10 protein-coding genes are annotated in these 13,860 nt (G+C 47.6%); 8 read left to right on the top strand and 2 right to left on the bottom strand.

The genetic code is table 11. The features are described from left to right. The first annotated feature begins 515 nt into the window (after positions 1-515). Together FYJ73_RS01745 and thrS are read left to right on the top strand one after the other, a co-directional pair. Positions 516-1,991, top strand: a complete 1,476-nt coding sequence (locus tag FYJ73_RS01745) for an anaerobic C4-dicarboxylate transporter (RefSeq protein WP_154532979.1) — start codon at positions 516-518, stop codon at positions 1,989-1,991. Between the two features lie 321 nt (positions 1,992-2,312). Then, positions 2,313-4,265: a threonine--tRNA ligase gene (thrS, locus tag FYJ73_RS01740; RefSeq protein WP_154532978.1), complete on the top strand. Its 1,953-nt coding sequence runs from the start codon at positions 2,313-2,315 to the stop codon at positions 4,263-4,265. Positions 4,266-4,802: 537 nt separating this feature from the next. Here thrS and FYJ73_RS01735 read toward each other — a convergent pair. After that, complete coding sequence (locus FYJ73_RS01735; protein ID WP_154532977.1) at positions 4,803-5,000, bottom strand: hypothetical protein; 198 nt, start codon at positions 4,998-5,000, stop codon at positions 4,803-4,805. Positions 5,001-5,556: 556 nt separating this feature from the next. Between FYJ73_RS01735 and hrpB the strand changes: the two genes are divergently transcribed. Beyond that, a complete protein-coding gene (hrpB, locus tag FYJ73_RS01730) occupies positions 5,557-8,061 on the top strand; it encodes an ATP-dependent helicase HrpB (RefSeq protein ID WP_235899180.1) in 2,505 nt (834 codons plus the stop codon). A 190-nt stretch (positions 8,062-8,251) separates the two neighbouring features. After that, complete coding sequence (locus FYJ73_RS01725) at positions 8,252-8,458, top strand: hypothetical protein (RefSeq protein ID WP_154532976.1); 207 nt, start codon at positions 8,252-8,254, stop codon at positions 8,456-8,458. Positions 8,459-8,568: 110 nt separating this feature from the next. Here FYJ73_RS01725 and FYJ73_RS01720 read toward each other — a convergent pair whose 3' ends face one another. Then, on the bottom strand, positions 8,569-9,018 hold the full coding sequence (locus tag FYJ73_RS01720; protein ID WP_154532975.1) for a type I restriction enzyme HsdR N-terminal domain-containing protein: 450 nt from the start codon (positions 9,016-9,018) through the stop codon (positions 8,569-8,571). Positions 9,019-9,135: 117 nt separating this feature from the next. Between FYJ73_RS01720 and holA the strand changes: the two genes are divergently transcribed. The 4 genes from holA (at position 9,136) to FYJ73_RS01700 (ending at position 13,699) form a co-directional block, all read left to right on the top strand. Next, positions 9,136-10,164, top strand: coding sequence for a DNA polymerase III subunit delta (gene holA, locus FYJ73_RS01715; protein ID WP_154532974.1), 1,029 nt, complete (start codon positions 9,136-9,138; stop codon positions 10,162-10,164). A 787-nt stretch (positions 10,165-10,951) separates the two neighbouring features. Then, positions 10,952-11,488: a helix-turn-helix domain-containing protein gene (locus FYJ73_RS01710; RefSeq protein ID WP_154532973.1), complete on the top strand. Its 537-nt coding sequence runs from the start codon at positions 10,952-10,954 to the stop codon at positions 11,486-11,488. A gap of 439 nt (positions 11,489-11,927) precedes the next feature. Next, positions 11,928-12,797 (top strand): dihydroorotate dehydrogenase electron transfer subunit, encoded by an 870-nt coding sequence (locus FYJ73_RS01705; protein WP_154532972.1) that lies wholly within the window; start codon positions 11,928-11,930, stop codon positions 12,795-12,797. Further along, complete coding sequence (locus tag FYJ73_RS01700) at positions 12,791-13,699, top strand: dihydroorotate dehydrogenase (protein WP_154532971.1); 909 nt, start codon at positions 12,791-12,793, stop codon at positions 13,697-13,699. Before FYJ73_RS01705 ends, FYJ73_RS01700 begins: the two co-directional genes overlap by 7 nt. The last annotated feature ends 161 nt before the right edge of the window (positions 13,700-13,860 follow it).

Genomic DNA, 13,860 nt, shown 5'->3' with positions numbered 1-13,860 from the left:
GAAAAGTAGGCTTAAAGAAACAGCAAAATATAGATAAGCATCGGTGAAGAATTACGAGAATATCATATTTGGTTTGGGCAATGTCCTCGTCAAACTCGATGAGGCTGCAACAATGCGTGCGTTTGAAAATTTGGCTTGGCCAAAGAAGGACCACATTAAAAGGGATAGTTATAATACCTATATATAATAGGTGTGCGATTTTGATGTCTTTTTAAGTCCATATAGATCTGTCCCGGAAATATGATGAAAGCGTATCTCCTTTTATATATGCATTAGCGATTTTGTTTTTGTACTTGCAAATATCGTTTTTTCTATATTTGCAGATCACATCGTAGAGATTGCTGTATTCAAGGTCAAAGGATCTAAGATAATAGGTAAACAAGAAAAGGTAAAGTGAAATTTGATAGGAATCCTGAAAAAGATCTTCGCGGATGTTGCTTTTTTCGAATAAAAAGTTTATCTTTGTCACATCAATTTTAAACACTAAAAAAGACAATTATAAAACCTTCACTATTATGTCTGTTCTCATGTTTGTAGAGCTCCTTGTGGTGCTCGTGGCGCTGTGGATAGGTGCCCGCTATGGAGGTCTTGCCCTTGGAGCCATCTCCGGCATGGGCTTGGCCATTTTGGTATTCGGCTTTCATCTCAAACCGAGTGCGCCCCCTACAGATGTGATCTATGTTATCATAGCCGCAGTGACCTGTGGCAGTATGTTGCAAGCCTCGGGCGGCATGGATTGGATGATACAGATAGCAGAGAAAATACTTCGCAAGCACCCCGACCGCATCACACTGTTGGCACCTTTCACTACGTTTTTCCTTACCGTGCTTGTGGGGACCGGACATGTCGTCTACACGATCATGCCAATCATCAGCGACATAGCCCTGAAGGAAGGCATACGTCCAGAGCGTCCTTGCAGTATTGCCAGCATTGCCTCACAAATCGGTATCACCTGCTCGCCGATTGCCGCTGCTGTGGTGGCCTTCTCTGCCATCTCGGCTGAAAACGGCTATCATGTGAGCAATATACATATTATCATGGTCACCATGCCAGCTTGTATCTGTGGGATCCTTATGGCCGTAGCCTATAGTTGGCACCGGGGAGTTGACCTGGACAAGGATCCTTTGTTTCTGGAAAGACTGAAAAATCCCATGCAGCGCGAGTACATCTACGGCAAGAGCGCTACTGTGCTCGATAAGAAAATCGAGCCCGAAAGCAAGCGCGCGGTTTACATCTTCCTCGTAGCTTTAGGTATCATTGTGATGTTCTCTATCACGTCTATGATGGACATCAACCTCCTGCCCAGTTTCGATCAGGTACAGGTGGTCAGTGGAGGAGCGGAGCAGATCACCTTGGCTAATGGCGTGACGGAATCGGCCAAGCAATTGGCTAAGGCTGGCGTGGTGGTTGCTGGAGTTACCGAGAAGGTGTCGGAGCCAATCACGATGGTTATTGTCATCCAAATCACGATGATAGCCGCCGCAGCTCTGATGGCCATCTTCTGCAAGGCTAAACTCAAGCTTGCCGTCAGTGGTACTGTATGGCAGAGTGGTATGGTGGCTGTCGTGGCTATCTATGGCATCGCTTGGATGGTCAACACCTATTTTGACAACTATACCCCCGAGATACAGGCTATGCTCAGCGATTTGGTCACAGCTTACCCATGGACCATCGCCATTGTTTTTTTTCTCGCCTCTGTACTCATCAACAGCCAGGGTGCTGTCGTGGTCTCCATGCTTCCGCTGGCCTATTCTCTCGGCATCGAAGGTTGGGTGCTCTTGGGTGTGCTGCCTTCGGTCTATGGCTATTTCTTCATTCCCAACTATCCTTCCGACATAGCAACAGTCAACTTCGACCGGTCGGGCACTACGGTCATCGGCAAATATCTCTTCAACCACTCTTTTATGATTCCGGGTCTCATCCATGTCTCCACGGCAACGATTGTCGGATACTTTGTTGCTTATCTGTTCCACATGATGGGAGTTATCTAATAAAAAGAGATTCGGCGTATTTGCTGAATCCCTTTTTAGCTATATTGGTCGGTTACACACAACGTCTGTTTCTGCCTGTTGCGTTGTACTCTATCTTTATTACAAGCCACTAGGGCTGATCAATAAGCAAAAATAGCTGTCAGATATTTAGTATGAGTTAGATTAAAAGATATTTAGTATGAGTTAGATTAAAAGAGTTGGGGAAACGATTCGCCGTACAATTGCAAATATTGATTTTTGGGATAAAAATACCCAAAATATTGCGCCAATCAAAAAATAAGTAGTACTTTTGCGGTGATTTAAACAAAACTAATTTGTATTATGGTTAAAATCACATTCCCTGACGGTTCTGTGCGTGAGTACGAGCAGGGCGTCACTGGACTTCAAATCGCAGAGAGTATCTCACCGGCTCTCGCCCGCGACGTTGTATCTTGCGGGATCAATGGTGAGACAACCGAGTTGAACCGTCCTATCAACGAGGACGCAACCATCGCTCTTTACAAGTTCGACGACGAAGAGGGCAAGCACACCTTCTGGCACACTTCTGCCCATCTGCTCGCCGAGGCACTGCAGGAGCTCTACCCCGGCATACAGTTCGGCTTTGGCCCTGCTATCGAGAACGGCTTCTTCTATGATGTCATGCCCCCTGAGGGCAAGATGATCTCCGAAAACGACTTCTCCAAGATCGAGGAGAAGATGAAGGAACTTGCCAAGAAAAACGAGCCCGTCGTACGACGTGAGGTATCCAAAGCCGACGCCATCAAGGAGTTTGAGGCTGACGGACAGAAATATAAGGTGGAGCACATTCAGCAGGATCTCGCTGACGGTACCATCACTACATACACCCAAGGCAACTTCACAGACCTCTGCCGTGGTCCGCACTTGATGAGCACGGGTGCCATCAAAGCTATCAAGATCACCAGCGTAGCAGGTGCTTTCTGGCGCGGCGATGCCAAGCGCGAGCAGATGACACGTATCTACGGCATCACCTTCCCCAAGAAGAAGATGCTCGACGAGTATCTCGTCATGCTTGAAGAGGCCAAGAAGCGTGACCACCGCAAGATCGGCAAGGAAATGGAACTCTTCATGTTCTCCGACCGCGTCGGCAAGGGACTGCCCATCTGGCTGCCTAAGGGCACACAGCTGCGTCTGCGCCTGCAGGAGCTGCTTCGTAGCGTGCTCAAGCCTTACAACTATCAGGAGGTCATCACTCCGGGCATCGGCTCGAAAAACCTCTATGTCACCTCGGGACACTACGCCCACTACGGCAAGGATGCCTTCCAGCCTATCCACACGCCGGAGGAGGACGAGGAGTACATGCTCAAGCCAATGAACTGCCCTCATCACTGTGAGGTCTACGCACGCAAGCCACGCTCTTACAAAGACCTGCCGCTCCGCATCGCTGAGTTCGGTACTGTCTTCCGCTATGAGAAGAGTGGTGAGCTCCACGGACTCACACGTGTGCGTACCTTCACACAGGACGATGCACATATCTTCGTGCGCCCCGACCAGGTGAAGGCTGAGTTCGAGACTATCATCGACATCATCCTCAAGGTCTTCCGCATCTTCGGCTTCGACAACTACGATGCACAGATCTCTCTGCGCGATCCCAAGGACACCGAGAAGTATATCGGCTCTGACGAGATCTGGCAGGAGAGCGAGGACGCTATTCGCCAGGCGTGCAAGGAGAAGGGACTCAACGCTCATGAGGAGACCGGCGAGGCTGCCTTCTATGGTCCTAAGCTCGACTTTATGGTCAAGGATGCCATCGGCCGCAAATGGCAGTTGGGTACGATCCAGGTTGACTACAACCTGCCGGAGCGCTTTAAGCTGGAATACACTGCAGAGGACAACTCCAAAAAGACACCGGTGATGATCCACCGTGCTCCTTTCGGCTCACTCGAGCGCTTCACTGCTGTGCTCATCGAGCACACTGCCGGGCACTTCCCTCTGTGGCTTACGCCCGATCAGGTGGCTATCCTGCCGATCTCTGAGAAGTACAACGACTACGCCAAGGAGGTCAAGAGCTACTTCGATACGCAAGACGTGCGCGCTTACATCGACGACCGCAACGAGAAGATCGGCCGTAAAATCCGCGACAACGAGCTCAAACGTGTGCCTTACATGATCGTCGTAGGCGAGAAAGAGGCTGCCGACAAGCTCGTGAGCATGCGTAAGCAGGGTGGTGGCGAGCAGGCTACCATGCCAATGACTGAGTTTGCACAGCGCATCAAGGACGAGGTTGCTGAGCAGCTCAAAGAGATCAACGCTTAAACGATTCATCCTCTCCTGACGCTCTCAGGAGACTTTTACACAGGGGCGGGAAGCATCGAAACATGCTTTCCGTCTCTTTCTTTTACTTTGGCGTAGGAGCGGCCTTATGCCGTTCTTCTCCCTCTTACCGGTAATATTGTCCACACATCTGAATAATCATGCCGAGTAACTTTCCTCGCCTGCCCATGTGTTGGACAAGCGAGAGAGCATCCCATACGATGATCCCAAATCGTGGCACAACAAGTTTTATCGTGAGGTGACAAGCAAGGTGGACGAGAATATATTCAAGTCTCCTTTCCTCTGACGACGGTAAGGCCAACGGAAAGAAAGACCGTACAAAAGCTTCGATCCGTATCTTCTTCGCTATGTGTGTCCTAAAGGAGGGTTACGGTTGCTGCTACGAGTGCCTTTATGAGCATTGTCGTTACAACTTTCTGTTCCGTGCTGCGCTTGGCTTGTTCTGTCTCTGTGACAGCTGCCTTCCATTGATGCTTATTATGGTTTCTGCCATTCAAGCAATATCACATGGTATTCTCGCTACGAGATCATCAGAAGACTTTTGTCGGGTCGGTGACACGCAATGAACTTGAGAAGATAGATGACCAGATGATACGCCAACAGGCTCTTGAGTTCTTTGAAGAGAATACTGCTAAGACAGTCTGCCGTACAGGCTGTGAGACCATGGGGCGCCGTCTTCTCAACCTTGGACTCGTCATCGACAACGTACTCGGCCATTGTGGCAAAGACAAAAAAACTTGCTGCACCGCGTGTTTCATGAGCGGTACGAGAAGTCAGACGATGGCACGGTGTCTGTCAGGGATAAGAATAGATAGAAAAATCCAGGGTTCGCAAAGAGGTCGACTCAATCCCGTTCGAGGAAAGGAAAAGACGAAACAACGTTGAAGCAACAGTCTTCCAATATTGCTCCCACACGAGGAACAACACCAATACAGCTTCCACACGAGGAATAACAAAACGCGATATCGGGGAGAAATAAAGCACATGCTATAGGTTGTAGCCCGTTGCGTATGGATTAACATGCGCTGACTTTTTCTGTATGACGCAAGAATTATAAACCAGTCGAAGAACGAGAAGAGCTTCGTTTGAGGCCTTAAAACGAGTCGCAGGGCCATAATCTTTTCTATATACGAATTAAAACTTGATGTTTTATAGAGTTGAACTCTATAGCCATTACCGTTAAAAAAAACGGTCGTGGTACAATCGGGATAATCAGTAATTTCACTTTTTAAAAAAGTGAGCTCATATATAATATAATATGGAGTCAATGACGATGACAACCAAGAATATTATTGAGAAATACCGTATGTTGCCGGCTGCCACCATAGCAGAGGAACTCAACGGCGTGCTGAATCAGCATCATGCCGCTGTGGTCGTCGCCCCTCCCGGTGCCGGCAAGTCCACATTACTGCCACTGACGATGCTCAGCCGTGGCATTCAGGGTAGAATAGTCATGCTTGAGCCCCGTCGCCTCGCTGCCAGACAGGTGGCTCTGCGCATGGCTCAGATGCTCGGCGAGGAAGTGGGGCAGACGGTGGGCTATCAGATACGTTTCGAGAAGAAGATCTCGTCGAAGACAAGGATAGAGGTGGTCACAGAGGGAATCCTTACGCGTCGCATGGCCGATGACCCTACGCTCGAAGGTGTGAGCTGTGTGATCTTCGATGAGTTTCATGAGCGCAACTTGCAGTCGGATCTGGCTTTTTGTCTGGCACAACAGACGAGAAACATACTCAGACCCGACCTTGATATCGTCGTGATGTCGGCCACCATAGATGCCACAGCCATCTGTCAGGCACTCGGCGCTCGCGAAGTCTCCTGTCAGGGCAGGATGTATCCCGTGGATACGGTGCTCGCCAAAGAAGATATTTCTCCTGGTGAGATTGCTGCGGCAGTTGCCGCAACTGTTGGTCGGGCACATTGTGAGCAGGAGGGCGATATACTGGCGTTTCTGCCCGGACAGGCCGACATTGTCAGATGCGCGGAACTGCTTGGCACCAGTTTGGGTGCTACCCATGTGTGTCAACTCTACGGCAATTTGCCGCCTCAACAGCAATACGAAGCTATCTGCCCATCCGCACAGGGGGAGAGAAAGGTGGTGCTGGCTACGCCTATCGCTGAGACGTCGCTGACGATAGAAGGCATCAGAATCGTGGTAGACTGCGGCTTCTACAGAAAGCTCGTCTTTGACCCCACCAACGACCTGAGCCATCTCGAGACCGTGCGCATCAGTAAGGATATGGCACGGCAGAGAGCGGGCAGGGCGGGGCGTGTGGAAAAGGGTACCTGCTTCCGACTGTGGACCAATGCCACACAACAGCGTATGGAGGAGCAACGGCAGCCCGAGATCATGGATGCCGATCTCGTGCCGATGGTACTGGAGATAGCGGCTTTCGGTGAGACGGATGTCGAGAGCCTCCCTTGGCTCACACCGCCACCAAGGGGAAATGTGGTAAGAGCCGTCAAAGAACTGCGGGCGCTTCATGCTGTCAATGCGGAGGGACAGATCACTCCTTTGGGACGGAAGATGGCTTCCATGCCCTGTCATCCGAGAATCGCTCGAATGATGCTCCAGGCGCGGAACCTGCCGGAGAAGTCGCTGGCCTGCGACATTGCCGCTATCCTTGAGGAGAAAGACGTGATGGCTCAGGAAAGCAATGTCTATTCCGACCTGTTGCTGCGCGTGTCGGCTCTGCAGGATGCAAGACGAAAGAATGCGCTGGGGCGATGGAAGCGCGTTGGCAAGGTAGCTGCGGAGTATGACAGGACGGTAGGTATACGCCCCAGCAATGCTTACGTGGCAAGGGAGGATATTGGTGCCCTGGTGGCTGCCGCCTATCCCGAGAGAATAGCAAAGGCACTGGACCATAACGGCAACTACCGCATGGCCAATGGTGAGGAGGTGATGCTCGACGCAGCGGATCCGCTCACCAGCTTTCCGTGGCTGGCTATTGCTACGCTGCATGCCGGAAACGGAGGTAGGGGAAGGGCTTTCCTTGCCGCGCCGGTCAGCAGTCAAAGCCTCGACGACTATGCCACGTGGTGGGACAACGTCACGTGGATAGCACATCAAGGTGGGGTGGTCGCACAGAAAGAAATGAGAATAGGCACGCTGGTGGTCAAAACTAAGCCTTTGGGCAATGTACCAAGGAAACTGTTGGAGAATATCATCTGCGAGGCTGCTAAGAAAGAAGGGAAAAGTATGCTTAGTTGGACCGACAAGACGGCTGCACTGCAGGAGCGGGTAGCCCTAGTGGCGCAGTGGCATCCCGAGCTTGGACTTCCTGATCTCTCTACTGACACTGTGCTTATGCAACCTGAAAAGTGGCTGCCTTTCTATCTTGAAAAAGATGGAAAGGTAATTACTACGGTCAGTGAAATGAGAAAAATAGATATGGAGAGCGTTCTGTGGAACATGCTCTCGTATGAGCAGCAACAGGTGGTCAGCAGGCTGGCACCAACATATATCGTGGTACCCTCGGGCAGTAAGATACAACTCCGGTATCGCAATGGCTCAGAGGTGCCTGTGCTCAGCGTGCGCTTGCAGGAATGCTTCGGACTTACCGAGACGCCGCGTGTCAACAACGGCAAGATACCCGTGCTGATGGAACTGCTCAGCCCTGGCTTCAAACCGGTGCAGCTCACCACTGACTTGCGGAGCTTTTGGCAGGACACTTACTTCGAGGTCAGAAAAGAGCTGCGGCGCCGATACCCTAAGCACTATTGGCCCGACAATCCCCTGGAAGCAATGGCACAGAAGGGGGTAAGAAGAAAATGAAAAAGATGATCGATGATAGAAACTTTTTGAAGGTTGTTCTTGTGGTAAGTGCTTTTTGAAAGATACACTTATAATGGGGTCTATGTAAGGTCCTCGAAAAAAGTGCTCTGAAAATAAATGTTTTACAGTGAAATTTGCTACCTTTGCAACTGATTTATAACTCGTATCATATCATAATACAATACGCTCTATGAATATAGCAATAGCATTGGTCGTGTTCATCGTGGCTGCGCTCATCGTATGGGGATGTGCAGAACTGAACTACAAAAACTTCAGTTATGAAGAGGACAAACCTCATCATCCGGATCCTACTGCGCATCAAGGCGGTGAATACAAAGAGTTGAACATCCGCGATATCATGCGTGACAACTCCACAAAAGGCTACGCTGCCGTGTAACCCTTTAGAAAACCTCATGGTCAACAACCATGAGGTTTTTTGTTACTTGTGTTGCTCGTAACTGTGTAACTCGGGCAGAGTTTGAGTAATCCATATTATGGAATCCCGATTCAAAGATTTTCGTAAACGGGAATCTCTGGGAGGAATACATACTTTTTACTCTCATAATCCATCTTGCAGCAATAGTGCGTCAGACCATTGCTCATCACCAGGTAGTCGACATGCAGCAAGAGATTGTAGGTGGCCACCTGCTCCAATACCTTTGGAGTGATTTTCACTGACGGAGCCTTATACTCGATGATCATCCTCGGATGCATGTCGCGGTCATAGAGCACGCTGTCTGCACGTAGCCGTTTTGTGCCCACAGACAGTGACACCTCGTTGGCCAACAGCCCGGAAGGATAGTGAAGTTCAGAAATCAAATAATGTACGAAATTCTGACGGACCCATTCCTCGGGCGTCAGTGCCACATAACGATGACGCAGTATGTCCAGAATCATTGGCTTTTCGCGGGTACCTCCTATTTTTATATCGCCATGGGGTAGGTTGATTGAAATCATTTTGTTATCTTTGCAAGTGATTATTCTTGGTGGAACCGTAGCAGGGTGACTCCTGTGTTTCCCACTATGCAAAGATAGTCATTTATCGCGAGAATAACAGATAACAGAAACAGAAACATGCCAGAAAAGAAAGCTTCAGTTTCATTTGACGCTCTGATGCGACAACTTAAAAACGGAGAGTTTGCACCCGTGTACTTACTCATGGGTGATGAGACCTATTATATCGACAAGCTCAGCAGTTTTTTCCAAAACCAAATTCTCACGCCCGAGCAACAGGCTTTTGATCTCACTGTGGTCTTTGGTGCTGATGTTAATGCTGCACAGATAGCAGATCTGGCCATGCAGTATCCGATGACGGCACCAAGAAAGGTGATCATCGTCAAGGAGGCGCAGGGACTCAAGTCGTTTGATAAACTCGAGAAATATGTTCTCCATCCGCAACCGAAAACAATTCTTGTCTTCTGCTATAAAAATGGAACGATGAACAGAAGACAGAAATTTGCAGTAGCGGTAGACAAGGTTGGTGTCATCTTTGAAAGCAAGAAACTTAAGGAGTGGCAGCTGCCAAAATATATCAACGACTATGTCAGACGGCAAAAAGCATCCATCGACGAGAAAAGTGCCGTGATGATGGCTGACCATATCGGAGCAGATATTAGTCGACTCACTTCTGAACTCGACAAGTTGCTTATCTCATTGCCGGAGGATAACAGACGCATCACGCCTGACATCGTGGAGCGCAACGTAGGGGTAAGCAAAGATTTTAATGCCTTTGAACTAAGAGATGCCATCATCAATAAAAATGTTTACAAGGCGAATCAGATCATATGTTATTTCAATAGTAACCCTAAAGCAGGATCCGCCTTCAGCCTGGTACCGCTTCTTTTCAACTTCTTCCAGAATTTAATGTTAGCTTATTATGCTCCTAACCGCAACGACCAATATGCCTTGGCGGAATATTTGGGCATGAAAAGTCCATGGGGTGTGAAAGACTATCTGATAGGTATGAAAAACTACTCGGGAAGAAAGACGCTACAGATTTTGGGTAAACTAGGAGAAATAGACGCCAAAATTAAGGGGTTGGACAATCCAAACACCCCTTCTGAGGAGTTGATGAGAGAGCTTGTCTTCTTCATTTTGCACTAAAAAGTAGCGAAAAACGCCAAAACAAGGCCTGTTTTTCTCTATTTTGAAAGTTTAAAAAGCACCTTTTTTTGAGCCTAACTTCCTAAGAATGAACGAAGTTAGGCTAATTTTTTTTGCTGAGAATTTAAAAATCAGAACCGACTCCTATCCTTGTCTGAATTTTCGCAAAAATGACGAAAAACAGTGTTTGGGTTATCTTGAAATTTACGATTAACTTTTATTTTGATTTTAAATCTCCAATTTTCAAATTTGAAATTCTAAAAGTTTAATTCAAATCTAATATACAAAATCGAATATGCAAATAATTTGCATTGCTGAATAAGACCTTTATTCGACTATTCAAATTATCAAGTATAAATTCAAGAACACAAACGCAAAAGTATGCAGATATTCTATTTGAGGATAAATCATTGATTATCAATATAGAAAATGGATATAAGAGAAGCGATATACATGAAAATAAAGTTATTTTATCTTCAAAGCCACCCTTTTTGAGCCTTTTTCATATCTAATATGTAGATATAGCCGTATAAAAGCCAAATAGTTGACTTGAATCGTTCATTCAATGCTTTATAGGTGTTTTGTGGTCGATATTTGATCTTTCAAATCGCGAAATAATGATTATAATATTTAAATTCTAAAATTCGTATTATTTGATTTGTTGAATATCGTTTTAGGATTAAAATTTTGCTATTTACATTTGCAAATATCATTTTTTTGATTTAACTTTGCAAATGCATAAATAAAAGCGGCTTTTTAGCCCATTTTCATCTCTATGGTTCCTGATATGAAAGACAGAATTAAGAAGCTGATGGAAAATCAGCACATGACGCAAAAAATTTTCGCGCAGTACACCGGCATCTCAGAAGGTACCCTCAGCGGAATCTTTAATGGTCGGACGCGCCCTACCTTGCAGATCGTGGATAATATCCATCAGCGCTTTCCAAAAATCTCCATCGACTGGCTGATGTTTGGCAACGGACCGATGTATGTAAGCAACTCCCCCACTGCCGGAGGCAATGCTCAGCAGTCTAACTCCGCTGCCGGTGACGCTACTGTTGATGGTATCACAGCATCTGATGCATCACAGTCTGACGGTGGAAACAGTATCGAGAACCCGACTTCAGGCGGTGATGCTTCCGGAGTTCAGCAGCCCTCACTTTTTGGACAGAACAATGGAAAAGGTAGTCCATCTTCCCGTTCTGCCGCTTCTCAGGCAGAAAATGTGATAGTGAAATATGTTGACAAACCACAACGAAAGATCACAGAGATAAGAATTTTTTATGACGATCAGACGTGGGAGTCGTTTGTGCCGAAGAAGTAAAGTCCACCTTTCGCTGTAGCTAAGTTCTTCCACGATTAAGTTTTTTTATTTCCTCATGAGGCGATGCATGGTGCTTCATGAGGTATGTGCTTTTGCTTGATGAAAGGATTTTTGTGCTTCGAAGCCTTGTGCTTTGCGTTCAACGGAATAGCGATTCTTGCCATCGGATGAAATAATGTTGGGATAGAAATGCTGATTTCTTGTTTTTTTTGTGTAAGTTTGTAGTTGGATTATGGCGAGGGGTGAGTCCGATGGGAACACGAGGTGCAACTCCTCCAAATATAATCCTCTATATATAATAAGGTGTAGCCACGAATATAGAAGGATAAAGCCCCGAATATAGAAAGGATGTAAACCTGAATATAGAGAAGCGTAAGCCCGACGGTATCACTGTGGGCAATGCTCTTGCTAAGAAGAAAGACCCTTTAAATCCATTTATATGAAGAAATTTTGTATGGACTTGACAGTGGCATCGAACGAACATATCAGTGATCATCATGTTCTGCTCAAGCTCACTTCCAAGCGACCTCTTCCGGAGATGATGCCGGGACAGTTTGTCAACATCCACGTTGAGGACAGTCCCACTACCTTTCTCCGTCGCCCTATCTCGATTAACTTTGTAGATGTCTCCCGCAATGAGTTGTGGCTGCTTGTGGCCGCTGTTGGTGAAGGCACGAAACACATAGCTAAGCTCAAAGCTGGCGATCATCTCGACTGCCTCTTCCCCTTAGGTCATGGTTTCAGTGATCTGGCTGCAATCAAGTCTTCGATTCGTAGTGATAAGAGTGTTGCTGCCACTGCTACAGTTGAGAACGATAAGGCTGCTTCCCCAGTCTATGGAAAGCCGGATGACGATTATCGTTTGCGCGTGCTATTAGTCGGCGGCGGTGTTGGCGTGGCTCCTATTCTCTATCAGGGTGCTGAGATCAAGTGTCAGGGAGGCGAGCCTGTATTCCTGCTTGGTGCCCGTTCTGCTAAAGATTTATTAGAACTGGATTTGTTTAAAAAAATCGGTAAGGTATATATCACCACTGAAGATGCTTCTGCCGGTGAGAAAGGCTTTGTCACCAATCATTCTATTTTGCAGGATGAGCATTTCGATTTTATCCAGACGTGTGGTCCTACTTCGATGATGAAGGCAGTGGCAAGGTTCGCCAAAGAGAAGAATATCCCCTGCGAAGTGTCGTTGGAGAATATGATGGCCTGCGGACTTGGGGCATGTCTGTGCTGTGTGGAAAAGACTGTCGATGGCAATCTGTGTGTATGCAAAGAAGGACCTGTGTTTAATATTAAGAAGTTGTTATGGTAGATTTAAGTGTCAATATTCATCATCTCAAATTAGCTAATCCAGTCATGACAGCCAGCGGCACGTTTGGCTATGGTGTAGAGTTTTCCGACTTAGTGCCTTTAGAGGAAATCGGTGGTATCATTGTTAAGGGCACCACACTGGAGCGTCGCGAGGGCAACGACTACCCGCGTATGGCAGAGACGGCGAGCGGAATGCTCAATTGTGTGGGACTGCAGAACAAAGGTGTGGACTATTTCTGTGAGCACATCTATCCTGAGATCAAAGACATCCCGACCCATTTCATCGTCAACGTGAGCGGTTCCTCGCCAGAGCGCTATGCCGAGTGCGCATCGCGTATTGATGAGTTGGAGCGTATTCCGGCCATCGAGTTGAATATCTCTTGTCCCAATGTGAAGGATGGCGGAATGGCTTTCGGTGTTACCTGTGAGGGTGCAGCCAGTGTGGTCAAGGCAGTGCGTAAAGTCTATCATAAGACGCTCATCGTGAAGCTCTCGCCCAATGTCACATCCATTGCTGACATTGCCCGTGCCTGCGAGGCAGAGGGCGCTGACAGTGTGTCGCTCATCAACACGCTGATGGGTATGGCCATCGACATTGAGCACCGTTGTCCTAAGTTGAGTATCGGTACCGGTGGACTCAGCGGTCCGGCAGTGAAGCCTGTCGCAGTGAGAATGGTGCATGATGTGGCCAAGGCTGTACAGATACCGGTGATCGGCTTGGGTGGCATCATGACAGCAGAAGACGCTATCGAGTTTATGATGGCAGGAGCCACAGCCATTGAGATTGGTACCGCCAACTTCATCGATCCCGCTGTCACCGTGAAAGTCAAGAATGGCATGGCTCAGTGGTTGGAGTGTCATGGATGCAAGAGCGTGAAAGAGATTATCGGTGTCGTGAAATAGACATGATCATCAGATATGATAATGATAGACATCGGGTGAACATGATAATGCCGCAACTCCGCAAATATATTCTGCGAGGTTGCGGCATCTTTGTTTTTGTAATATTGGTGTCCGCTAAAGATGGAAACTGCGTTGTTTGAAGCTTCCGTTCTGTCTGTGAG

This window comes from Hallella mizrahii (genome assembly GCF_009695775.1).
In the GTDB taxonomy this organism is placed as follows: Bacteria; Bacteroidota; Bacteroidia; order Bacteroidales; family Bacteroidaceae; genus Prevotella; species Prevotella mizrahii.
This window is presented reverse-complemented; position numbering and strand designations above follow the sequence as displayed.